Source organism: Kosmotoga arenicorallina S304 (assembly GCF_001636545.1).
In the GTDB taxonomy this organism is placed as follows: Bacteria; Thermotogota; Thermotogae; order Petrotogales; family Kosmotogaceae; genus Kosmotoga_B; species Kosmotoga_B arenicorallina.
This window is the reverse complement of sequence record NZ_JFHK01000028.1, coordinates 24,258-47,174: the sequence shown is the minus strand read 5'-3', so window position 1 is coordinate 47,174 and position 22,917 is coordinate 24,258. Positions and strand designations below refer to the sequence as shown.

Genomic DNA, 22,917 nt, shown 5'->3' with positions numbered 1-22,917 from the left:
TCGCTCAAGAAGGTCTTTTTTCCGGGGGGTAACGGGTCAATTTTCTATGGCCCTGGGGGGTCAATTTTATTTGACCACATACAGATATCAATAGTCTAAAGGAAAAAATGCTTGAAGTTAAGCAAACAAAAAATAGAAAATTATTTGATGAATTGGATAAAAAGTTTCACTCCGTAATTATTTGCGCAAGCTATAACAACAATATTATCCGCTTTTTCAATGAATTATGGGAAAAAATAGAAATTCTGAGAAGACATAATGAGAGATTTATGAAATCCAATGAAGAGCATTTGAAAATTATTCTTAGCATTCTTGCCGATAATAAAAAAGAGGCTTACAAAGCACTCCTAATTCATTTGAACAATGTTAAAAAGGAAACCCTTTATTCTCTTAATGAAGGGATAAAAACAATAAAACGAGGAGGGGTTTTATGAAGAAAGTTCTGGGATTAGTTTTAGTTATTTTACTTGTTTCACTAGCTTTCTCTATTAACTGGAAACAGTTTGATGGAACAACTATTAGAATCCTTGCAAACCGTCATCCATGGACAACCATGATCGAGCCTTTGATTCCCGAATTTGAGTCATTAACAGGTATCAAAGTTGTATTGGAAGTATTCCCTGAGGACCAATTTAGAACGAAAAGAACCGTTGAAATTTCCTCAGGAGTTGCAGATGTTGATTTGTTTATGATTATGCCCGGTCAAGACGCTAAGAAATACACATTAGAAAACTGGCTGTATCCTCTTTCGGGACTCATTAAAGACCCTAATCTTACTGATGAAAGTTGGGATTATTCAGATTTCTTTGCCGGTGTTCTTGAAGGAGGCAATTTTGGGGGCATCCAATACGCTATTCCCATCCAAGCTGAAACCTCTTTGCTAGCTTATAGAAAAGACATTTTTGAAGCCTTCGGAATTGAAGTACCACAGACAATGGAAGAGCTTGAAAATGTTGCAAAGATGCTTACCCTTGACTTTGACAAAGATGGAAAAGCAGATTTCTATGGAATAACACTTCGTGGTAAAGGTGCTGCAGCTACATCTCAATTCGTTGATTTCCTTTATACGATAGGCGGAGAATGGATGAAAAACGGAAAATGGGCTCTTGATAGCAAAGAAGCTATTAATGCTTTCGAATTCTATGGAAAACTTCTTAGAAAGTATGGACCTCCAGGTGCAACAAATATTCACTGGTATGAAAGTACCTCCTATTTCATGCAAGGTAAAGCTGCCATGATTTATGATGCCAACGTGTTTAAAGGGCTTTATGAAGACCCCGAAAAATCTAAAGTTGCTGGTAAAGTTGGCTATGCAATGATTCCGGCTGGTCCTAATGGTCTTAGAAAACCACATGTTTCTCAATGGGATCTAGCAATTTACTCCGGTTCAAAAAATCCAGAGGCTGCATGGCTCTTTATTCAGTGGGCAACAACAAAAGAAATGAGCCTTAAAGGATTGCTTGAATACGGTATTCCAGCTGCCAGAGCAAGTTCCTGGAACTCTTCAGAATACAAAGCAAAAGATCCAAACCCTGATTGGACAAAAGCCAGCATGGATAGTTTCGCTGTTGGAAATCCTGTATGGAATCCACCGGTTATAAATGTTTCTGAAGCCAGAGACATTGTTGGGACTATAATTATCACAGCTATTCAAGGTGGAAATGTTGAAAAAGCTATTAAATCAGCTCTTTCCCAGTTGAGATTTGTAGAATAATTTTTTGGTGAGGGGGTATTATGATGCCCCCTCTTTTTTGCTACAAAGGAGGTCTTACCAAGTGAAGAAGTTGAAATGGTGGTTTCTTGTACCTGCAATTGTACTTATCTCCTCGTTAATTATTTTCCCAATTGGGTATAATCTTTTTCTTAGCTTCCATAAATGGGGCGGCAGCTCGAGAATTGCTCCAGTTTTTGTTGGAATAAGGAATTTTGTTTATGCTTTTCACGATATGCGATTCACAAATTCTTTGTGGATAACCTTTTATTTCACAGCACTTGCACTTTCAGTAGAAGTAATTCTTGGTTTTTTTATTGCTCTGTATATAAACAGAGAATTCAAAGGAAAAAACTTTGTAAAAGCTCTCTTGGTTTTTCCTTTTACAGCAACTCCTGTCGCCATAGCAATGGTCTGGACAATAATTTATGATCCAACGCTTGGTATTCTGAATTATTTTCTATCATTCATAGGGCTTGATGGCATTACTTGGTTAGGTAACCAATCTTTGGTTATCCCAGCGTTAGTTATGGTTGATGTATGGGAATGGACTCCATTGGTAACTCTCATTGCCCTTGCTGGCTTAGAGAATATACCCGTTTCACTTTTAGAAGCAGCCAAAATTGATGGTGCATCAAAGGGACAAATACTTCGAAAAATAATAATCCCTCTGATTAAACCTTCGCTTATTGCTGCAGCTATGATTCGATCTTGGGATTGCATAAAAACTTTCGACATCATTTATGTTATGACTCAAGGAGGACCCGGATTTGCTTCCGAAAACTTGAATATCTATGCTTTTAACAGTGCTTTCAGATATTTCAAAATGGGTTATGCAAGTTCTCTTATGATCATCCTTTTTGCAATAGTTCTTGGTGTAAATATTGCTCTTTATTATTTGAGGGGTGTTAAGGAATGAAAATAATCAATAAGAAGAAAATAATTCTGAGAATTTTGTTTTATATAGGTCTCGTCATTATAGTGCTTCCAACTGTGTTTGTTTTTTACTGGATGGTATTATCCTCGTTCAAAAATCAAGTTCAGAATCTTTCTTATCCTCCACTATTCATTTTCAAACCAACACTGGAAAATTACACTGCTGTTTTCAAACAACAGAATTTTGGCAAATATCTTTTCAATAGTTTTGTGGTAGCAACTGGCTCTACTTTCATTAGTTTGCTTGTAGGAATTCCTGCAGCATATTCTATTTCGCGCTTCAAGATGAAGCGTACTATTTTTGTGCTTACTGTTGCAAGAATGATTCCTTTTATAAGCTATCTAATTCCATGGTATATTCTATTTACAAAATTAAAACTGGTTGATACTTACTTGGGATTAACTCTTTCACATATTATAATAAACCTTCCCCTCGTTATTATTCTAATGTCTTCGTTTTTTGACGATGTCCCAGTCGAGTTAGAAGAGGCTGCCACTGTTGATGGTGCTTCTGCCTTTCGTACATTTCTCGAAATTTCTGTACCAATCGCAGCAAATGGCATTATTACTTCTGCCATATTGAGCTTCATTTTTTCCTGGAATCAGTTCCTTTTTTCGCTCATACTTTCGGGTCCAAAAACTAAAACAGTTCCCATTGCTGTCTTTAATTTCATGTCTTATGAAATGATTAATTGGGGAGGTATCATGGCAGCAGCAACATTGATTGCTTTACCTGTGCTTATCTTGACGCTTTTTATACACCGTTACATTGTAAAGGGATTAACAATGGGGGCATTAAAAGAATGAATATTATAGATCACTTCAGCCTCAATGGGAAAGTGGCTGTCGTAACCGGTGGTGCTGGTTATATTGGTTCTGCGGTTGCCAAGGCTCTTGGACTAGCTGGAGCTACTGTACTAGTTTGTGATCTCAAAAATTATGATGAAGTTTCTTCTAATCTGAGAACAAAAGGAATAAAATCTCTTGGGTACTATATAGATGTTTCAAAGCCTGAAGTCGTTGAGATAATTTCAGATAAAATAAAGAAAAAATATGAAAAATTGGATATTCTTGTAAATTGCGCTGGGGGAAACCTGCCAGAAGCAACTACTTCCAGAGAAAAAAGCTTTTTTGACCTCCCTTTACAAGAGATTGAAAAGGTGGTTTCCCTCAATTTTTTTGGAGGTGCAGTGATTCCATGCATGATTTTTGGAAAGCTGATCTCCAAGAATTCTGATGGTGGGTCCATTGTTAATATATCTTCATTGGCGTCAATCAGACCTTTAACAAGGGTTGTTGCATACTCAGCAGCAAAAGCTGCGGTAAATAATTTCACTCAATGGCTTGCTGTTCACATAGCTATGAATTTTTCTCCTAAAATAAGGGTAAATGCCATTGCACCGGGTTTCTTTATTAGCAGTCAGAATCGCTTTTTGCTGATTGATCAAAATGGCTATTTAACAGAGCGAGGGGAAAAAATAATAAACAACATACCCATGGGACGCTTTGGAGCTACTGAAGATATTATGGGAACTGTTTTATGGCTGGTTTCCAATGCTTCTCAATATGTTACTGGCACAGTTATTCCAGTTGATGGTGGTTTTTCAGCGTACACAGGAGTTTAAGGAGGGATTGAAGATGAAGATAGCTATTTTAGGTCTTGGGAGAATGGGATTCAATATGTCCAAAAGATTAATCAAAAACGGTCACGAAGTTTATGGTTATGATAAAGACCAAGAAAAAGTCAAATTGTTGGAAAGAGAAGGTGCAAAGGGAATAAGAAACCTTTCAGAAATAGCAAAAATTATTGATTCTCCTCGGGTAGTCTGGTTAATGTTACCTTCTGGCGTTATTACTGAAAGTGCTCTTGAGGAAGTGTCGCAGTACCTTAAACCAGGAGATGTTGTTGTGGATGGAAGCAATGGTCATTATAAAGAAGATAAAGTTCGCGAATCAAAGTTAAAAGATAAAGGAATTATCTACATGGACGCGGGTGTATCAGGCGGCATTTGGGGATATGAAGTTGGCTATTGCACCATGGTTGGAGGAAATAAAAAAGCCTTCGAATTTATTGAGCCCATTTTAAGGTCACTTGCTCCAAAAGAAGGATATCTATATTGTGGCCCTTCAGGTGCGGGACATTTTGTTAAGATGATTCACAACGGGATCGAATACGCGATTATGGAAGCCTACGGGGAAGGGTTTGAAATCCTCAAAGCTTCTGAATATTCTGAGTATTTCAAGCTTGAAGAAGTTGCGCATCTTTGGAATCAAGGAAGCATTATCCGTTCATGGCTGCTTGAATTGTTGGAAGAGGCATTTAAAAAGGATCCTGAATTGGAAACCATACAAGGGATTGTCCCCGATTCAGGAGAAGCCAGATGGACCGTTCAAGCAGCTGTCGACTTGGGAGTATCTGCAACAGGAATCGCACATTCTCTGTTTAAAAGATTTCAGTCAAGACAAGTAGATGTTTTTTCCGACAAAATCCTGGCGGCTTTAAGAAAAGAATTTGGTGGTCACGCTGTTTACAAAAAAGGCAATGAAGTAAGGTCAAGAACAGCAGGTGCAGGTCCTGTTAAACACGCTGATCCTTCAGAAGAATGGAAAATCTCGAATATGGAGGGTAATTAGTGACTCATGGATTATGTTGAAAGAAAATTTGATTCAATTTCAGCTGAAGAAATTAGAAATGTTTTATATAAGAGCTTTAAGGGAATTGGAAAAGTAGAGAAAGCTCTACTAATTCATCCAGATTATACCAGGGTGGATTTCTCGCATATCATAGCACCTTCGTTATTGAAGATCTTAAAAGAAAAAGGTTTGAGAGAATTTCACACGCTTAATGCGAGTGGAACACATAGAGAAATGTCCAATAAAGAATTTGAAAGGAAATTAGGAATAAAAAAAGAAGAAGCTATCTTTCATAACCACGAATTTTTTAAACCCAGTTCTCTATTTAATGCAGGGAAATTATCTCGGGATTTTATGAAGAGAGTAACATATGGAGAAATAGATGACGAAGTCAACATTAATGCAAACAAGCTGCTTTTAAAAAGTTTTGACGCTATTTTCGTACTAAGTGGAACTTTGCCTCATGAGGCCGCAGGATATTCTGGAGGTTTGAAGGCTTTCGTGCCTGGTATTTCCGATTCTAATGTTGTAAATTTCTTTCACTGGGCAGCCGTAATGGTAGGGATTCCTGAAATCATCGGAAAGAAAAACAATCTTGCAAGAGACATAATCAACGAAGCATCAAAGATCATCATTGGGAAAATAAAAGTTCCGGTGTTTACCATCAATATGGTTTTTGATGAAAAGGAAAAACTCTTACCCAAGGGTCTTTATATCGCTGAAGGATATAAAGGTTTTTTAGAAGCATATGAGAAAGCCGCAAAATTAAGCGAAAGAATCCATATTATAAAACTGAAAAATCCTTTAAAACGTGTAGTACAAGTTATTGGGAAAGAATATGACGAATTGTGGACCGCAGGTAAGGGGTCTTATAAGCTTCAAAAGCCAGGAGTTCTTCTTCCTGGTGCCGAAGTTATAATTTATGCTCCTCATATAACTAAGTTTCATTCCAATAAAACTTTTGATGCTCTAATCAGGAAAATCGGTTATCACTCAAAGGACTATGTTAAAGAGTTTTTAAAAAACAATCCTGATTTCAATAAGAATGTGGCTGCTCATGTAATAAACGTGAGAGGCCCTGGTACTTTTGATCCTGTTAATAACAAAGAAATTTTTCTTTTTAATATTGCTTTAGCCACCAGGATAACAAAAGAAGATTGTAAAGCTGTTGGGTTAGAATACCTAAATCCACTAGCGGTGCAAAAGTTCAGGAATGATAATGAGACACTATGGATAGAAAACGGCGGGAAATATTTATATGAAATCGCAAGGGAGGAGATCTGATGGATAGGCCAAATGCTGTGATTGCTCAGTCCGGTGGCCCTACAAGTGTAATCAATGCAAGTATACATGGAGCAATTAATGAGTTTCTTAAATCAAACGAGGTAAATAAAGTCTATGGAGCAAGAATGGGTATATTAGGAGTACTTCGTGAGGAGTTAATAGATATCTCTGCTCAAGATGCTATTGAAATTGAGAAACTTTCGAACACCCCTTCAGCCGGAGTTCTTGGAAGCTGTAGGTATAAGATCAGAAGCCAAGAAGACATGGATAGAATAGTAGAAGTTTTCAAAGCTCATAATGTAAGTTATTTTCTTTATTGTGGTGGCGAAGATTCTATGGATACCGCTAACAAAATAGCAAAATTAGCTAAGCAAAAAGGGCTTGATCTAACAGCAGTGGGCATCCCAAAGACAATCGATAACGATCTTGGAGGCAAATTGAATGATAGGAACACCTTTGATCTTTGTGATCATGATCCTGGCTATGGAAGCGTTGCTAGAAATACTGCTATCAATATACTGGAAGCAAATGAAGAAAATAAGGCATCTTACACAAGTGATCCTGTTTTGATTATTGGAGTAATGGGAAGAAAAATAGGGTTCATTCCAGCAGCTGCAAGACTTGCGGATCCAAAAAGGGAAATGCCTCTATTAATAGTCCTTCCTGAATCTTTAACAGGAAATCCGAAAGAAAATTTAGAATTCTTGAACGAAAAAGTCAACGAAAAACTAAAGGAAGCGAAACGATGTATAGTCGTAATAGGTGAAGGTGTAAACCTAGGGGATTTGGATATTCTTAAAGATAGTTTTGGGCATTCACAGTTTAGTGCAGCGGGAAAAACCACGGAACAACTTCTTTCCAATTACCTGAACGGTCTTGATAGAAAAGACGTTTCAGGGAAAGCAAAAAGTCGATTGATTGTCCCAGGTATTGCAAGATATGAAAAACCCGGCACAAGGCAAAGAAGAGAAATTGCCTATGTTTCCCCTGTTGATCTTAGAGAAAGTTATGAAGTAGGCAAAAAAGCAGCAAAGCTAGCTCTTGAAAGAAAAAGTGGATATATGGCTTCGATTATCAGAAATCATGGTAATTCTTACGAAGTAAGCTATGATGCCGTTCCAATAGAAAAGGTAGCAAATACTGGGAGGTGTTTCCCTTCTGAATGGATAAGTGAAAGCAAAGTTGATGTAACAGATGAATTCGTTAAATGGGCAATGCCTCTCATTGGGGAAAATCTCCCCGTCTTTTCTAAGTTTAAAGAAATTTATGCCAAAAAAGTATGCCGTTCCTATACTCCTTTTGGATTTAGAGGGGAGTGAATTTTATGAAAATGCCCGTATTATCAAAAGAAGAACTTTATAGCCAGCCAGATATACAACTTAGAAATTTTAAAAGAACCAAGGAATTTCTCGTAGCTATTGATACAGATGGTTGTGTAACGGATAACATGAATGGCAAGCAAATACTAATTTTTCACCCAATGTTTCTTGAATTTTACAACCTTTGGTCCATTGAAACTTATTTTAGAGAAACAGCTGAGTATTTTAATCTTTTTTCATCCCATAGAGGCTGCAATAGATTTATCGCTATTGAACTAACCCTAAAGGCTTTGAAAGAAAGGATGGATGTCCCGCAACAAGGCATCCCAGATTATGTGTTTGTCAGTGAGTATATTGAATTTGCACAAAAAAAAGGCCTTGGGCTTGGAAATACAAGTATGGAAATATACATTAATGAGGTAAAGCATGGAAACTTCAGCTTTTATAAATTATTAGGATGGAGTGAGGCTGTGAATCGAGCTTTTCCAAACATTACTGTGAAGATACCTCCTTTTAAAGGGGTTAGAAATGCTCTTAAGTTAATTTCTGAAAGGGCAGACATTATCGTTGTCTCACAGACTCCCTATGAAGATCTCGTTAATTACTGGCATCGTCACGGAATTGATGAATTTATTACCTGCATAGCTGGCCAAGAAATGGGGAGTAAAGCAACTCACATTAGGCTTCTTAAAGAAGCAGGAGGATATTCATCTGATGAAATCCTTATGATAGGAGACGCATTTGGCGATTTAAAAGCTTCCAAGATAAATGATGGGTTATTCTATCCAGTGATCCCTGGAAATGAAGAATTATCTTGGGAAGAGTTTCCACGGGCTTTTAAGCTTTTTACCGATAAAAGATATTCCGGGGAAAATGAAAGTAGATTAATCCAAAAATTCAAGGCAAGCTTGCCGGAACTTCCACCTTGGAAAATGCCAGGGTATAACCATGTTTCTAACTACAAAAAGAAACAGGAATTAAGAAAGAAACTCTATGAAAGATTCAATCCAACCGGTAGACTTACTATATTGTGAACTACCACGCCTTATAGAAAACATGGCTTCCTGCTTCAACCTGTGATGACTCGTAGACCTCCATTGAGTTCCGCCGCCAGAGCACAGTCCACAGGCGTGAATTCGGGCAGTTCCTGCCCTACTGTTTAGTAATAGTGAACACGCTATATTACATAAGCACTTCAAAATTCATCCTTGACTTATAGAAGTCAAGGTCTTCTTTTGTAAAAATCGATAAAACCATTGATATCACTATTATTCTTTTCATTTCATTTCCTCCTTCTCATTAGGGTTCAAATCCATAATATAATTGAATACTTAGAACAGGCTTAAAGCTAGCTTAGAGTATTCTTAGAAACTGAGGTGAAAAAATGGATAAGATAAGATGTCCCTGGGCTGGTACCGATCCGTTGTATGTCAAATATCACGATGAAGAATGGGGCGTTCCTGTACATTCAGACAGAATTCACTTTGAATTTTTGATTTTAGAAGGCGCCCAGGCAGGATTGAGCTGGTCGACAATTTTGAAACGTCGGGAAGGTTATCGAAAAGCCTTCAGCGGCTTCGATCCTGAGATCGTTGCTGATTACGATGAAGATAAAATTGAGGAATTGCTGAAAAATAGCAACATAATAAGAAACAGGCAAAAGATAATATCAGCGATAAACAACGCCAGAGCGTTTCTGAAAGTGCAAAAGGAATTTGGCTCTTTTGATTCCTATATCTGGAGTTTTGTTAGTGGAAAGCCCATTGTCAACAAATGGAAAAGGGTTGAAGAAATCCCGGCATATACTGAGCTTTCCGTTGCACTCAGTAAAGACTTGAAAAAGCGGGGATTCAGCTTTGTAGGGCCCACTATCGTTTATGCTCATATGCAGGCAGTTGGGCTGGTAAATGACCATCTTGTAAGCTGTTTCAGATACAAAGAAATTCAGAAATTCTATTGAGGTTTTCGTATTAGTCTCGAATACATAGTTGGCAACAATGCAAGAGTCATAACAGAGCTGGAAACCATGGTAAACCACATCAATGAAGCCATGAACATGTGGATTTTCAAAGGTGAAGCGAACATTGCTGACATTCCTATTGCGAGTCCAAAGGCATTTGCGATTATAGGCTTTGAAGTGGCTGCAAATGCCTGCCTAGCAGCCTTAGAAGAGTCATTGTTTTTAAGCTTCATTCTATAATAGGAACTGTAATGTATTGCGTAATCTATCCCTACTCCTATAGTGATACTCGCCATCGTTGCCGTCGTGATATTCAATGGAATGTGCAGATAACCCATAAAACCAAACATGCCCGTTAGAGTAATTCCAATAGGTATTGTTGCATAGATTGAAACGAAAAAATTCCTGAATGTAAGCAGCAACATCACAAAAACCATTGCTACTGCAAAAAGCATGGAGTTTATCTGTTTATTTATGATGCTGTCATTCATTTCTTTGGTGACATAAGGCACACCCACAACAGAGAATTGAACGTCTTCGTTACTCCAGCCTGTAACGGTATCCTTTATTGCTTGAAGTGTCTCACTTTTTAAGTCCCCTGGAAATAACATCATTCTCGATAGATGTTCTTCTCTCAACAGGAAATTTGAAAGGGGACTCGCAGGTTGTCTTGAAGCCATCATAAAGAGTAAGTTTGCAATCGCAGAGGTTTTTGGATATATTGGCGAATCAAGGTTATAGGCATTTTTGTTCAGATAGCTCATAACGTCATATACCGAAATTACTTTGCTTACCAGACCCTCTTCTATTAATTTGGTTTCCATTTCAAGTATTTTACTTGCTATTTCAAGGTCAAGAGGATCTTGTGTAGTTTCAATCACCGCAAATAGAGGTATTCCTCCCCCGTTTATCTCTTTGACTTTTTTAAAGCTTCTGGCTACCTGTGTGCTGTCCTTGAAAAAATCTAGCTGATTGAACTCGATGACAATATATCTGAAACCTATTACAGCAACAAATAAATAAATTGCTGCAAAAGTAACCACCTTTTTCCCCCATAGCTTTGAAATTACTGCTGGAAGAAAGGTGTTTATTGGTTTTGGTTCGACTTTCTGGAATTTTCTGATATTAAGGGTAACCAACGGTAAAAATATCCAGGTTGCGATGCCTGCAAAGCCAATCCCCAGGGAAGCGTAAATGGCCAGTTGGGACATAGCTGAGGACCCCGTAACCAGCAATGAAAGAAAACCTGCGATAGTTGTTAGTGTGGTCATTATCATAGGTAGGCCTACACCCTTTAAGGTTTTCTCAACTGTGCCCATTCTATCTTTGGATAAGTTATCCGTGAAATGAGCCATGAAATGGATTCCATCAGCACTTCCCATAATGATCGTAAATATAGGAGCCAAAATAGTCAGTATAGAAAGCTCTTTTCCAGTCCATCCCATAAAGCCGATCGTCCACAAAGCACCCAACCCGGCGGGGAAAATCGACAAGATGGTGTTTTTGGTAGAGCCAATCTGTGATCTGAATACCAGAACAATAAGAAAAGCAGCCAATGGAGGGATAATTGAAATTATTGCCAATAGATAGTCAACAAGTTTTTTTTGCAAAAAAGCGTTTCCAGAGCCATAATATACAAAGCCGCTGTTTTCAAAGATATCTTCGATTTCTTTAACGGCTTTCCGGTAATCGGTATCCGGATTGAGAAAGATGTTGAAGCTAGCATAACTTTGCTTTTCGTTTTCAATCAATGGGTTCAATTCTCCTAAATTCGAAAGAAATTCCTTCAACAAAGGGATGTCTTTTTCTGTTATTTCTTCCAGCTTTATCGCTCTAAGGCCTGCGAATATAGTTTTAGGAGCAGGGCCATTAACACTTGAAATTGAATCATTTTCTTCCAGTTGTGCCTGAAGTTCCCTGAGGGCTTTGAACTTTTCTATTTCATCATCATATTGGGGGATTTCTACTACAAAGATTAGCTGCTCGCCGCTATTAAAAGTTTTTTCCATTTCTTTGTATGCCTTATTCGCGGGAGAATCCGATGGAAGGAGTGTCGTTATATCAGGATTTATCTTAATTCTAAATACCCCAAAAAGTGCAAATAAATTCACCAAAACAAGGACTGCAAAGAAAATTCTTTTCTTACTCGAAAGCAATTCAACAAATTTTTTGACCATAATGTCCTCCTGATAAAAGATTTGGGGCTTATGTAAAATGCGGGCAATTTAGATTATATAATATATGTGAGTTTTTGATGAGTTTTTTTAGCTATTACGGAAGACGCTTTTTTTGGGGGAAAAATAATGATGGTGAAATTGAAGGCATTTTTTCATGAAAGAATCAACAAATTACGAGAAGAAATCCTCATTCCGGGAAAAGCTAAAGGACTGCTAATAAGCCGCAGCGATAATTTTTCATGGTTAACCTTCGGGGCAAGAAACCACATAACACTCAACACTGTCGAAGGTGTCGCTTCTCTATTAATAACCGAGGATTCGGTAATTTTGTTGACAGACAACATCGAAAAAGAAAGGCTAAAGAGTGAAGAATTTTACAGTGATATCTGGGATGAATTGGAAATTATCGAATATAACTGGTGGGAAGGGGAAGAAAAGTTACTTTCACAGCTTTCTATTGCTTCAGCAAAAGAGCTCATTTCCGATACTGGCAGATATGATACTTTGAACCTCAACTCCAGGATTGCTCCCTTTAGATATACGCTTGTAGAGCCTGAGATTGAAACTTATAGGCAGCTGGGAAAAGATTGTGATGAGATCTTCTGGGAGCTGATGCCAAAATTATCCCCGGAAAATACAGAGCTCGAAGTCCAGGGAATGTTTTATGAAGCCCTTGCCAAAAAAGGTATTGAGCCTCTCTTAACGATAGTTTTCGGTGAAGACAGCTCAACGCGATACAGGCATAATCTTTCCAGAAATATCTCAATAGGAAAAAGGGTTTTTGTGAGTATATGCGCCCGAAAACACGGTCTTGTGGTTTCATCGACAAGATCGGCGCTTTTTGATGTGAATGCTGAAATCACGGAGCAGCACAGGAAAAATTGTTATGTAGATGCCGTTGCTATAGTTAATTCGCTGCCGGGGAAACGCCTATCTCAAATATTTTTAGAGATAAAAAGAGCATATGAAGCGGCTGGTTATGATGGTGAATGGAAACTCCATCACCAGGGAGGCCTTGCGGGTTATAATCCGCGAGAGCTTGTGGCATCTGATTTTGTGGATCATATTTTGGCAAAGGGAAATGCTGTTGCCTGGAATCCAACAATCACGGGTACCAAGTCCGAAGATACAGTCATAGTAGGTGAGGTCCCGGAGATAATTTCATTCCCACAAAATAGCCATTGGCCTGCTGTGGAGCTAAGGGTTAACGATTTAACTATCAGAAGGCCCGATATAATTGTGCTTTAGTTCACGTCACATCTTTTTCGAAAGTCGCATATTCCTTATAAAGCTCACCGCCCGCACCAAGGGCGTCTTGAAAGCTTTTGCTGTTCTCGAACCCTATTATTCCACCTTCAGCCATTTTATAGCCCTTTTTGATTGCATTCATGCCTACATGGTAGTGCATAGCAAAGGAAACACCTTTTCCCTGGAATTTTTCTACCACAAAAACGGTAAAGGTCCTGAAAGTCTTTATGTCTTTTTTCGCTTTCAGGAATTTCAACCAGCCAAAGGGATAAAGGCGTCCATTTAAGTCCTTGAGTATTTCGTTGTAATTGGGAATACTCGCCGCAAAGCCTATGGGCTCATTGCCGTGATATGCTATAGCAACCAGATCAGGGTCGGCAAAGCGTTTCATGTCCTTGACAATCTGGAGCATTTCTTCAAAAGAAGGTGGCCTGACACCTACCCAGTGATCGGGTATAGCGTTTTCCATAATCGTTTTCAAGTCACGAGCCACCTTTTTCAGTTTTCTCATTTGTGGTGAAATAACTTCGAAACCATAGCGCCTTTTAGCAATCTCAATTAGCCGTGTAATCTTTTCTGGAACTGGTTTACTCAGATCGTATTTGAAGCATGCAAGATGGGTTTTCATTGTAAAACCGATTTCTTCCAGCAACCGCTTGTAATAGGGAGGATTGTAATTCATATTGATGAAGGGTGGGTCCTCAAAATTTTTGATGAGAATTGCTTTGTAGTCATCACCATTTGTTGGTGAATCTGTGCCAACGTATTTTTCAATGTGCTTATCTTTGAACCACTTATCAGCACCATGAAAGAGAAGGTCAACAATGTTAATGTCTTCATAGCTTTCAAAGAGGGTAAAAGAACCCACATTATTACCGTGCTTCAAGACATTTTTGTTGACATACACCCCGAGGCGACCGACAGGCTGTTGCTCATTCATAACGAGGAAAAACTCCCTACCCCCGCTCATTACCGGTGCACCCTTGTTAATTGCTTTCTTGACTATTGAATTCAACGGCGGAACCCACTGGGGAGTGTTTTTATATAGCTCAAAGGGCAAACGGATAAAATTTTTCACATCTTTTTCAGAAACAACTTCTTTGAGCCTTAATTTCACTCTGAGCTCCCCCCATCTTCCAGCATTTTCTTCTGAAAGGCTCTGTCAATGGGATATGGCATCATAAGAAGTATTCCCGTTATAAACAATAAGCCAGGCAAGCCCCCGAAAAGCAATCTTATAGCGAGCAGTACTTCTGGTCCCTGAGGGACATTAGGCTTATACCCCACTGCGTTTAGCGTTAATCCAACAACAAAGAGCATTAAAGATGTACCGAGCTTCTGAAAGAAAGTGGTAAGGCCGTAATACATGCCTTCGCGTCTTTTTCCAGAGATAAGGCGGTCATATTCCACAGCATCAGGTAAAATTGAAAAGGGGAGTACATGAGCTGCTGATACACCAAAACCAGTAACAACGACGGCAAAGTAAAGCCAGAAGTTGTTGAGCTTGTCACCGAAAAAGGCAATAAACAAAAGGCATAGCACTAGTTCTATCATCCCTAACTGGTAAGCTCTTTTCTTTTCCAGCTTTCCCGATATCCAAACCCAGAGCGGAAGGAACACGATAGAGGAAACAAAAAGAATGCCTATCAGGAAACCTATTTCAGCTTCCCGTTCCATTACATAGGTTGCAAAATAAATTATAGTAGCTGATACTACATTTATTCCTGTCCACGTGAAAAAATACATGGAAACGGCAAGAAGAAATGGCTTGTTTTTTGCAATATCTTTCAAAGCGCTTCTGTCAAAACCTCCGCCTGTTTCAGTCTGAGCGGCTTTTTCTTTTATTATTAAAAACACCACCAGGGGTGAGCTGATTACAATAATGCCAAAAATCGTTCCCATTACACTGTATCCAAATCTTTGATCGGCAAAAGCCTGGATGACAAAGGCAGGAACCGCGCCGGCTATCAGGCCTCCGAGAATTGAAAAGAACATGCGATAAGCGTTCAGGCTTGTTCTTTCATCATAGGTCTCCGCCAGTTCAGGTGTAAGGGAGTTGTATGGAACAGCATATGCAGTGCTCGCTGTGGTATGAAAGAGGAAAGCAATTGTGGAATAGAGTATCTTCAGCCATGGAGACCAATTTGGCACAGTCCAGAGTATTATAAAGGTGATACCATAGGGAATAGCAGCCCCAAGTATGAACGGGCGCCTTCTACCATATCGCGAAGTTGTCTTGTCGGAGAATGTGCCAAAGAGCGGGTCACTGAATGCATCCCATATTTTACCGATTAAAATGGCAAAACCAGCCCAGGCAGCATTAACCTGTGCTATATCGGTCAGGTAAAATAGAAAATAGAAACCGACAATTGTCCACGAGATACTCAGTCCGAGATCCCCATAACCAAAAGCGAGCTTTTCTTTGATAGTCATAATGAAATTATACAATATCCGATGCTTATTATGATACCAGATAGCGGCAATTCAGTACCCTTTCAATTCAGATAATTTAATACTAGGAGGAAGAAAAATGGAAGTAAGAGAATTTGGCGAAAAGGTGTTGAAAAATATATCAAAGGTAATAGTTGGCAAGAATGAAGTGGTAAGAAAACTGCTGGCAGTTTTAGTGAGTGAAGGCCACGTATTGTTAAATGATGTTCCCGGTGTAGGAAAGACTATGCTCGCAAGGAGTTTAGCCCTTTCGTTAGGGCTTGATTTTAAGCGAATTCAATGTACCCCTGATCTTTTACCCAGTGATATAACCGGCTTGAATGTTCTGGACATGAAGACAAACGAGTTTGTCTTTCAGCGGGGAACCGTTTTTACAGATATACTCCTTGCAGATGAAGTAAACAGGACAACCCCAAGAACACAATCAGCCTTGCTCGAAGCTATGGCAGAAAAACAGGTTAGCGTTGACGGAAAAACCAAACCATTAAGTGATCTGTTTTTAGTAATAGCCACACAGAACCCCGTGGAATTTGAAGGCACATTTCCCCTTCCAGAAGCCCAGCTCGACAGATTTGCCATTTGCATGACTCTAGGTTATCCGGAAAAGGAACAGGAAATTTTTATGCTAAGCAACATGAAGGAAGAACATCCTATCGCAGACCTTGAAGCTGTATCAGATGCTTATGAATTAAGGGAAGTCAGAAAAAAAGTTAAAGAGATACATCTGGATGATTCGATCCTTTCATATATCACCGATCTGGTATGGGGCACACGTAAACACCCCGATCTTGCATTGGGGTCAAGCCCCCGAGGTTCTATTGCCTTAATGAATCTCTCCAGAGGACTTGCGGCTTTAAACGGAAGAGATTTTGTGATTCCAGATGACGTGAAAGAAATAGCTGTTGAAGTTCTTGCGCATAGAGTTATACTAAAACCCGAAGCACGCCTTATGCGAAAAACAAGAGAAGAGATTATTAGGGAAATTCTCGAAAAAACAGAGGTACCAATAAAGAATGGCTAAATTGAGCGTAAAGTCAATCAGATCGGATAAAAAGCCCCTGCTTTTCTTAACTATGCTGGGAATTATCTGGATAGGCTTTCAAATAAATATCTTCTCTTTAATAATAGCCGTTCTTTCAGCTGTTTTATGGCTCGAATATTTTATAACTGGATACTTCTTGCGAAAAACCAATATTGATAGGACTTTGAACAGAAATAGAGCTTTCACAGATCAGCCTATAAAGCTGCGCTATACTCTAAAAAGCTTCTTTCCCGGAATTTTAGAGATCGAATTTGTCACACTCATCGAAAAAGCGACAAGCGTTTCAGCAATGAAAGCTCAAAGACTTTTGCTGAAGCCGGGACAACCTTTATCTATCAGTACAGAACTCGTCTTTTCGCGTCGTGGCAAAAAGGATGTTTCGAGCTGTTCAATAGCCTACAAAGACCCTCTGGGTTTTTTCAAACGCTGGGTAGTTTATTCAAATCCAGAAGAAGTACTTATCCTTCCAAAACTAATGGAATTTGAAAGCTTCCCTTTGATGCTCAGAGAACTCCTTCCGGGTTCAAAAAGCGATTTTCAATTACTTGAAGACCCCACTCATATTAAAGGCATAAGAAAATATTCCTTCGATCCCATGAATCGAATACACTGGAAGATATCTGCAAAAATGAAGGAGCTCTACACAAAGGAATTCAACTTCACAGCCATAAGCAAGACGATTCTTTATTTAGATCTCAACCTCAGCGAAGAAGTTTTCGCACGAGCCGTGTGGTCTCAGATGCGAAAGAATTATGAAGAGCAAGCGATATTGGCGGCATCTTCCTTAATCCGCTGGAGTCATGAAAGGGGTAACAGAATAGATCTCGTGGTTGTGGGAAAAGAAGTGCTCAAAGCTGAATACGCTAAAGATTGGGTAGAAACGGTAGAACTTCTTGCAATAGCTGAGGGTACGGATACTGGTGAGGAACTTTCGAGCGTTCTGCTTGAAGATACAGAAAAACTCACTCCAGAGACAACACTGGTGATTTTTTCGCTTTATCTTACTGACTCTATCCTTCCTGTCCTTTTGAAAGCTCGTTCTAAGTGTGCAAGGGTGTTGGTGTTGATTATGCCCTATGGTTACAGGGACCCACGGTATAAACCGGGCAGATCTTTTGAGCTGTTGCCAGTAGATATGAAACGGCTGAAAGAAAAAGCGGCTTTATTAGAAAAGGAACAGATATTGGTGAGGATAGTCAGAGATAACCAGTCCCTGCAAGAGGTGGTGAGGGAAATTGAAGAAGTTAAGTGATTCTGTATCATTCCTTTACGCCTCTTTAGCGGTGATTTACGTTTCTGCCAGGGATTTTAGCCTGATAGGTACTTCTATTATTCTTGCTGTTGTGCTATTCATGATATATGCGACAAGAATTAGAGATGGGTGCTCATCTTTTATTATGCTGCCATTTTTACTCTTTTTCAGTATCTTCGTATCTATGGCTACACGGCAGCTTGACTTTGGAAGTTCATTATACTTTTTTGTGGTTTACTCGGCTATATTGCTCTCTCTTTCCATGGAAATTCGAACGGCTGTTATCGGCATTGTCCTTTTTGGAGTGAGCCTTTCCTTTGGTGGATTCAGCGGTGCTGACGCTGTGTTTTTTGCCATTATCGTTTTGCTGTGGCTTTTTACAAGGAGCCTAAGGGTTCCTGTTCTATCTCTCATTTCTTTTTCGCTAATAACTGCCATAATTCTCTTATCTTCAAATGGATTAGAGTTAAATACTGCGAGCTCTCTTCTGGATATAAAAATAACAACAGCGGAAACACCATATGCAACTGAACTTAAAGAAAACGCTCCGATTGAAATACCTTCAAATAAGCTGATAGATTTGAATCCATCAGCTTCTAATATCGATGAAGCTTTATCTGATAAATCCCTTTTTATTCCTGATTTTCTGCTGATTTTTTTGCTGATATTCGGTGCTATTTCTATGTTGTACATGATAATAAGAGTAAAGGCATTTAGCGGATTCTCTAAAATTCTCATTTTAGGGATCGTGATTTTTACCCTTGTAATAGCCTCTTTCAGCTCTATATTCTTGCTTCTTAACCAGACCGAAAACAAACCAACTGCTTTGGGAACGGGTATAGGTCCCCAATTTTCCGGAAAAGCTAGTGATGGTATTTCAGGCGTTATTTCTGAGATAGCATCTTCGACAGGTTCAGCAAGCACAGATAACGGATTCTTTGCCCAGAGCATTGAATGGATGTTGCTAATAGCTGCTTCAGGCATTGTTATTTTTATGACATTTGCTCTTATAAAGCTTATGAAAAAAGTTGCAGTTGAAACATCAGAAGAGAAAGAGGAGAAGATACCTGAGGAAATTGAGCTCTTACCACTGGATAGATTCCCTGATTTGCATATTTCAAAAGAATATATCCTTGCAGCTTACTGGTGGCTCAGAAGAAAATTCTTCCCCGGTTTGCATAACCTTACCCCATATGAACTTCTAACTCTGGAAAAGGGAGAGGCTACTTTTAAAGAACTAACAGAAATTTATGTAAAAACAAAATACGCCGGAAAATCTCCTTCAAGAATTGAATGTGAGAGGTTTTACCAGCTTTTAGCCACCCTTTCAAAAAGATATAAATCTCCTGACGAGTTTAACGCGTATAACCGTGAATAGATATGTATAAGTTTCCCACAGCTTAGTTCAATCGGTTTATTGATTTTTTGAATTTATACTACTTTTATGCTTTAATTGTTGATGTAAACGTTTACGTAAACGTTTACTGGAGGTATGAACGTGCAAAAGCATCCCGGTATCAAAGACATAGCCCGGATTGCCGGGGTTTCCATTGCTACTGTTTCAAGAGTCTTAAATGGCAATTCTTATGTAAGCCCTGAGCTCTCTAAAAGAGTTTTGGAAGCTGCGGGTAAACTCAAGTATCAACCAAATCGAATTGCCAGGGGGCTGCGGAAAGGAAAAACAAACACCATAGGCTTCCTCATTCCTGATATTGAAAATCCCTTTTTTTCAGCAATTGTAAAAGGTGCTGAAGACTTTCTAAGGAAATTCGGCTATACTATCTTGCTCTGTAGTTCCTCTGGAATAGCAGAAAGAGAAGATGAACTTCTAAATGTGCTTTTTTCTCACAAAGTGGATGGGTTGATGACTATCCCTTTAGAATCTCAGACGCCTTACCTGGAAAAAATTGAGAGGCTTGGAATACCTGTTGTTGTTATAGATGACATAATAAAGAAAAAGGATGTTTCTTCGGTGGCTTCTGACAATTATTCAGGTATGAGCCAGCTCATGCGCTATCTTCTTGATACCAACCACAAATCTTTCGCCTTTTTGAGCGGAGACCCTCACACTTATTCGGGCAAAGAGCGTCTGCGAGCTTTCAGAGATGTGATGGTTCGGCAACAGGAAAATGTGGAGTATGAGATTCTTTTCGGCACATATACTTTCAACAGCGGCATAGATATGCTCAGAAAGCTAAAAAGAATTCCCGACGCCATTGTTTGTGGCAACGATATGATAGCCTTTGGGGTACTTACCGAACTTCAAAGAATGCGATATAAGATACCTGATGATGTGTCTATTACGGGTTTTGACGATGTGCTTTTTTCGAAGATGACCAATCCGCCATTAACAACCGTAAGGCAGGATTACTATATGATGGGAGAAGTTGCCGCGCAATTGTTGATGGATAGCTTGAATTATAAAAAACGAGATAGCGTTTTGCTGAAGACGGAATTGGTAATTAGGGGGAGTTCTCGTGAATGAGTCCGGAGTTATTTTGAAAATGGAAAAGATAACCAAAACATTCCCCGGGGTTCTTGCTCTGGATAAAGTGAATTTCAGCATGAAAAAAGAAGAGGTTCACGCCCTTGTAGGTGAAAATGGTGCAGGAAAATCAACTTTGATAAAGATTTTGAGCGGTGTCCATAAGCCTGATGAGGGTAAGATTTTCCTAAATGGAGAATATGTAACTTTTTCCAACCCTATTCATGCTATTGAAAAGGGTATTTCGGTTATATATCAGGAACTAAATCTAGTTGAGGAGCTTAGTGTTGCTGAAAATATATATCTGGGAAAGGAAAACAGAAACTGGTGGAATCTCAGGAAAGGAGTACTCATTGAAAGAGCTGAAAAATTATTGAACAGATTAAACTTTCCCATTTCTGCAAGAGAAAAGGTGAAGAATCTAAACGTATCAGAAAAACAATTGGTTGAAATTGCAAAAGCCATGGCCACCAATGCAAAGGTAATCGTTATGGATGAACCGACAGCTACTATCACCGAACATGAAGCAGAACAGCTTTTTTCACTTATGAGAGGACTCAAAGAACAGGGAGTTTCAATAATTTTCATCTCCCACAGACTTGAAGAAGTTTTTGAAATCGCTGATTCTGTTACGGTGCTCAGAGATGGAAAGCTCATTTCTACTGGAAAAATTGAGCAATATGACAAAAATCGCCTTATATCAGATGTTGTTGGTAGAAATATAGAAGACATGTATCCCAAGGAAAACAAGGTCACTGATGTGACTGCCTTTGAAGTCGAAGAATTATCAGTTCCAGGATATGTAGATAAGCTCTCATTCAGTGTAAGAAAAGGAGAAATTCTCGGGATTGCTGGTCTCGTAGGATGCGGGAAAAGTGAGGTTGCTCTTGCCATTTATGGAGGTATAAAGGCCCATTCCAAGAAGGCTCTGCTGGATGGCGAGGAGTTCCCATTACCATCAAGACCTGATATTTCTCTTGAAAGAGGCATTCTGTTAATACCCGAGGACAGAAAAAGCCAGGGATTAGTTTTGCTGTTAAGCGTCATGAAAAATATCATCCTGCCAAATACAAAGTTCGTAGCAAAATTGGGTCACATAAAGTGGAAAGAAGGGCGTAAAATTTCAGGAAATCTTGTCAAAATGCTTAACATAAAGACACCTACGTTGAGTCAAAAAGTGAAAAATCTCTCAGGCGGCAATCAGCAAAAAGTTGTTTTGGCTAAAGGACTTGTTAGAAAACCAAAATTGATAATCTTCGCAGAACCGACAAGAGGTATAGACGTTGGCGCTAAAGTAGAGGTCTACAGACTTATGAACGAGCTTGCAAACCAGGGAGTTGGTATAATAATGATCTCTTCTGAACTTCCTGAAGTTGTAAGCATGAGTGATAGGGTTTTAGTTATGCATAGAGGTGTACAAAAAGCCATTCTTGAAGGCGAAAATATAAACCAGGAAAATATCATGGCTGCTGCTATGGGAGGTTGATGATTTTGTTTAAGAAATTCTTGAATCTTTTAAGAAAGTATCCCATAATTCTTGGTTTTATAGGGATTGTGGTATTTTTCAGTATCCTCACCAACAGGTTTTTTACTCTGTCGAATTTTTTGAATGTTTTCAGACAAATCTCTATAAACGCCATAATCGCATTTGGAATGACTTTTGTTATACTCTCAGGGGGCATAGACTTATCAGTGGGGTCTGTGTTTGCTCTGGCAGCAGTAGTTGGAGCTTCGATTATAAAAGGCGGAAACGTTTTACTTGGTTCTCTGGCAGCATTAGGAGTGGGAGCTGCCATGGGAGCTTTTAATGGAGCAATTATCGCAAAACTCAAACTTCAACCTTTTATCGTTACTCTAGCTACAATGGCCATTGCTCGTAGCTTTACCCAGGTTTATACACAAGGTCGCCCCATAACAGGGCTCCCATCAGCTTTCAGAGAGATTGGGAGAGGCGAGTTGTTCAATGTTCCAGTTCCAATATATATCATGTTCGCGGTGTTTTTCATCTCGCTATACATACTATCAAACACAAAGCTTGGCCTTTATACATACTCCATAGGCGGAAACGAAGAAGCTACCAGACTGAGTGGAATCAAAGTAATAAGATACAAAATTACAATTTATACTATAAGCGGCTTGCTCTCTGCACTGAGTGCTCTCATTTTGACCGCAAGGCTCAACAGCGCTCAGCCTATTTTTGGAACCGGTTATGAGCTGGATGCCATAGCCGCTGTGGTATTGGGCGGAACCAGCTTAGCCGGGGGTAAGGGGACTATTATTGGAACGCTTTTTGGAGCTATGGTAATGGGGGTAATAAACAACGGCATGAATCTGGTTAACGTTTCACCTTTTTACCAGCAAGCCGTTAAAGGCGCTGTGATTCTTTTGGCAGTAATGGCGGAACGTTCAGAATAAACG

At 39.1% G+C, this 22,917-nt stretch carries 20 protein-coding genes; 17 read left to right on the top strand and 3 right to left on the bottom strand.

The genetic code is table 11. The annotated features are described in order from the left end of the window. Positions 1–86: 86 nt before the first annotated feature. The 10 genes from AT15_RS09625 to AT15_RS09580 all read left to right on the top strand — a co-directional run bounded on the left by AT15_RS09625 (position 87) and on the right by AT15_RS09580 (position 9,844). Entirely contained in the window at positions 87–434 is a 348-nt protein-coding gene (locus AT15_RS09625; protein ID WP_084251706.1) for an FCD domain-containing protein, read from the top strand. Then, complete coding sequence (locus tag AT15_RS09620) at positions 431–1,714, top strand: ABC transporter substrate-binding protein (RefSeq protein ID WP_068349037.1); 1,284 nt, start codon at positions 431–433, stop codon at positions 1,712–1,714. The genes AT15_RS09625 and AT15_RS09620 overlap by 4 nt, the downstream gene beginning before the upstream one ends. Positions 1,715–1,775: 61 nt before the next feature. Beyond that, positions 1,776–2,630: a carbohydrate ABC transporter permease gene (locus AT15_RS09615; RefSeq protein WP_084251705.1), complete on the top strand. Its 855-nt coding sequence runs from the start codon at positions 1,776–1,778 to the stop codon at positions 2,628–2,630. Then, the gene (locus AT15_RS09610; RefSeq protein WP_068349030.1) at positions 2,627–3,454 is read left to right on the top strand and encodes a carbohydrate ABC transporter permease; all 828 of its coding nucleotides are present in this window, start codon (positions 2,627–2,629) and stop codon (positions 3,452–3,454) included. Before AT15_RS09615 ends, AT15_RS09610 begins: the two co-directional genes overlap by 4 nt. Further along, complete coding sequence (locus AT15_RS09605) at positions 3,451–4,272, top strand: SDR family oxidoreductase (RefSeq protein ID WP_068349028.1); 822 nt, start codon at positions 3,451–3,453, stop codon at positions 4,270–4,272. Before AT15_RS09610 ends, AT15_RS09605 begins: the two co-directional genes overlap by 4 nt. A 13-nt stretch (positions 4,273–4,285) precedes the next feature. After that, complete coding sequence (gene gnd / locus AT15_RS09600) at positions 4,286–5,281, top strand: phosphogluconate dehydrogenase (NAD(+)-dependent, decarboxylating) (RefSeq protein WP_068349025.1); 996 nt, start codon at positions 4,286–4,288, stop codon at positions 5,279–5,281. Between the two features lie 6 nt (positions 5,282–5,287). Continuing rightward, entirely contained in the window at positions 5,288–6,565 is a 1,278-nt protein-coding gene (locus tag AT15_RS09595) for a lactate racemase domain-containing protein (RefSeq protein ID WP_068349022.1), read from the top strand. After that, positions 6,565–7,884 carry a diphosphate--fructose-6-phosphate 1-phosphotransferase gene (locus tag AT15_RS09590; RefSeq protein ID WP_068349019.1) on the top strand — a complete coding sequence of 440 codons (1,320 nt, stop codon included), beginning with the start codon at positions 6,565–6,567 and terminating at the stop codon, positions 7,882–7,884. Before AT15_RS09595 ends, AT15_RS09590 begins: the two co-directional genes overlap by 1 nt. A gap of 5 nt (positions 7,885–7,889) precedes the next feature. After that, positions 7,890–8,918, top strand: coding sequence for an HAD family hydrolase (locus AT15_RS09585; protein WP_068349016.1), 1,029 nt, complete (start codon positions 7,890–7,892; stop codon positions 8,916–8,918). A gap of 350 nt (positions 8,919–9,268) precedes the next feature. Next, complete coding sequence (locus AT15_RS09580; protein ID WP_068349013.1) at positions 9,269–9,844, top strand: DNA-3-methyladenine glycosylase I; 576 nt, start codon at positions 9,269–9,271, stop codon at positions 9,842–9,844. On the opposite strand, the gene AT15_RS09575 is transcribed toward AT15_RS09580, so the two are convergent. Next, positions 9,838–12,021 carry an efflux RND transporter permease subunit gene (locus tag AT15_RS09575; RefSeq protein WP_068349010.1) on the bottom strand — a complete coding sequence of 728 codons (2,184 nt, stop codon included), beginning with the start codon at positions 12,019–12,021 and terminating at the stop codon, positions 9,838–9,840. The genes AT15_RS09580 and AT15_RS09575 overlap by 7 nt on opposite strands. 126 nt (positions 12,022–12,147) lie before the next feature. Between AT15_RS09575 and AT15_RS09570 the strand changes: the two genes are divergently transcribed. Beyond that, positions 12,148–13,269 carry a M24 family metallopeptidase gene (locus AT15_RS09570; RefSeq protein WP_235598551.1) on the top strand — a complete coding sequence of 374 codons (1,122 nt, stop codon included), beginning with the start codon at positions 12,148–12,150 and terminating at the stop codon, positions 13,267–13,269. Position 13,270: 1 nt separating this feature from the next. Here AT15_RS09570 and AT15_RS09565 read toward each other — a convergent pair whose 3' ends face one another. Together AT15_RS09565 and AT15_RS09560 are read right to left on the bottom strand one after the other, a co-directional pair. Beyond that, a complete protein-coding gene (locus tag AT15_RS09565; protein ID WP_068349007.1) occupies positions 13,271–14,386 on the bottom strand; it encodes a hypothetical protein in 1,116 nt (371 codons plus the stop codon). Continuing rightward, positions 14,383–15,702: an MFS transporter gene (locus AT15_RS09560; RefSeq protein ID WP_068349004.1), complete on the bottom strand. Its 1,320-nt coding sequence runs from the start codon at positions 15,700–15,702 to the stop codon at positions 14,383–14,385. The genes AT15_RS09565 and AT15_RS09560 overlap by 4 nt, the downstream gene beginning before the upstream one ends. Before the next feature lie 97 nt (positions 15,703–15,799). Here AT15_RS09560 and AT15_RS09555 point away from each other — a divergent pair, with 97 nt between their 5' ends. The 6 genes from AT15_RS09555 to AT15_RS09530 all read left to right on the top strand — a co-directional run bounded on the left by AT15_RS09555 (position 15,800) and on the right by AT15_RS09530 (position 22,914). After that, positions 15,800–16,741 (top strand): AAA family ATPase, encoded by a 942-nt coding sequence (locus AT15_RS09555; protein WP_068349001.1) that lies wholly within the window; start codon positions 15,800–15,802, stop codon positions 16,739–16,741. Continuing rightward, the gene (locus AT15_RS09550; RefSeq protein WP_068348998.1) at positions 16,734–18,014 is read left to right on the top strand and encodes a DUF58 domain-containing protein; all 1,281 of its coding nucleotides are present in this window, start codon (positions 16,734–16,736) and stop codon (positions 18,012–18,014) included. Before AT15_RS09555 ends, AT15_RS09550 begins: the two co-directional genes overlap by 8 nt. Beyond that, positions 17,998–19,392 (top strand): hypothetical protein, encoded by a 1,395-nt coding sequence (locus tag AT15_RS09545; protein WP_068348996.1) that lies wholly within the window; start codon positions 17,998–18,000, stop codon positions 19,390–19,392. Before AT15_RS09550 ends, AT15_RS09545 begins: the two co-directional genes overlap by 17 nt. 120 nt (positions 19,393–19,512) lie before the next feature. Next, on the top strand, positions 19,513–20,499 hold the full coding sequence (locus AT15_RS09540; protein WP_235598550.1) for a LacI family DNA-binding transcriptional regulator: 987 nt from the start codon (positions 19,513–19,515) through the stop codon (positions 20,497–20,499). Beyond that, the gene (locus AT15_RS09535) at positions 20,492–21,985 is read left to right on the top strand and encodes a sugar ABC transporter ATP-binding protein (RefSeq protein WP_235598549.1); all 1,494 of its coding nucleotides are present in this window, start codon (positions 20,492–20,494) and stop codon (positions 21,983–21,985) included. The genes AT15_RS09540 and AT15_RS09535 overlap by 8 nt, the downstream gene beginning before the upstream one ends. Continuing rightward, entirely contained in the window at positions 21,985–22,914 is a 930-nt protein-coding gene (locus tag AT15_RS09530) for an ABC transporter permease (RefSeq protein WP_068348991.1), read from the top strand. The genes AT15_RS09535 and AT15_RS09530 overlap by 1 nt, the downstream gene beginning before the upstream one ends. Positions 22,915–22,917 lie beyond the last annotated feature (3 nt).

Bases quoted from the DNA above. Each gene is read 5' to 3' on its own strand.
- gnd (WP_068349025.1), top strand. From the start codon at position 4,286: ATGAAGATAGCTATTTTAGGTCTTGGGAGAATGGGATTCAATATGTCC.
- AT15_RS09555 (WP_068349001.1), top strand. From the start codon at position 15,800: ATGGAAGTAAGAGAATTTGGCGAAAAGGTGTTGAAAAATATATCAAAG.
- AT15_RS09575 (WP_068349010.1), bottom strand. From the start codon at position 12,021: ATGGTCAAAAAATTTGTTGAATTGCTTTCGAGTAAGAAAAGAATTTTC.
- AT15_RS09580 (WP_068349013.1), top strand. From the start codon at position 9,269: ATGGATAAGATAAGATGTCCCTGGGCTGGTACCGATCCGTTGTATGTC.
- AT15_RS09585 (WP_068349016.1), top strand. From the start codon at position 7,890: ATGAAAATGCCCGTATTATCAAAAGAAGAACTTTATAGCCAGCCAGAT.
- AT15_RS09605 (WP_068349028.1), top strand. From the start codon at position 3,451: ATGAATATTATAGATCACTTCAGCCTCAATGGGAAAGTGGCTGTCGTA.
- AT15_RS09560 (WP_068349004.1), bottom strand. From the start codon at position 15,702: ATGACTATCAAAGAAAAGCTCGCTTTTGGTTATGGGGATCTCGGACTG.
- AT15_RS09610 (WP_068349030.1), top strand. From the start codon at position 2,627: ATGAAAATAATCAATAAGAAGAAAATAATTCTGAGAATTTTGTTTTAT.
- AT15_RS09530 (WP_068348991.1), top strand. From the start codon at position 21,985: ATGATTTTGTTTAAGAAATTCTTGAATCTTTTAAGAAAGTATCCCATA.
- AT15_RS09595 (WP_068349022.1), top strand. From the start codon at position 5,288: ATGGATTATGTTGAAAGAAAATTTGATTCAATTTCAGCTGAAGAAATT.
- AT15_RS09570 (WP_235598551.1), top strand. From the start codon at position 12,148: ATGATGGTGAAATTGAAGGCATTTTTTCATGAAAGAATCAACAAATTA.
- AT15_RS09620 (WP_068349037.1), top strand. From the start codon at position 431: ATGAAGAAAGTTCTGGGATTAGTTTTAGTTATTTTACTTGTTTCACTA.
- AT15_RS09590 (WP_068349019.1), top strand. From the start codon at position 6,565: ATGGATAGGCCAAATGCTGTGATTGCTCAGTCCGGTGGCCCTACAAGT.
- AT15_RS09550 (WP_068348998.1), top strand. From the start codon at position 16,734: ATGGCTAAATTGAGCGTAAAGTCAATCAGATCGGATAAAAAGCCCCTG.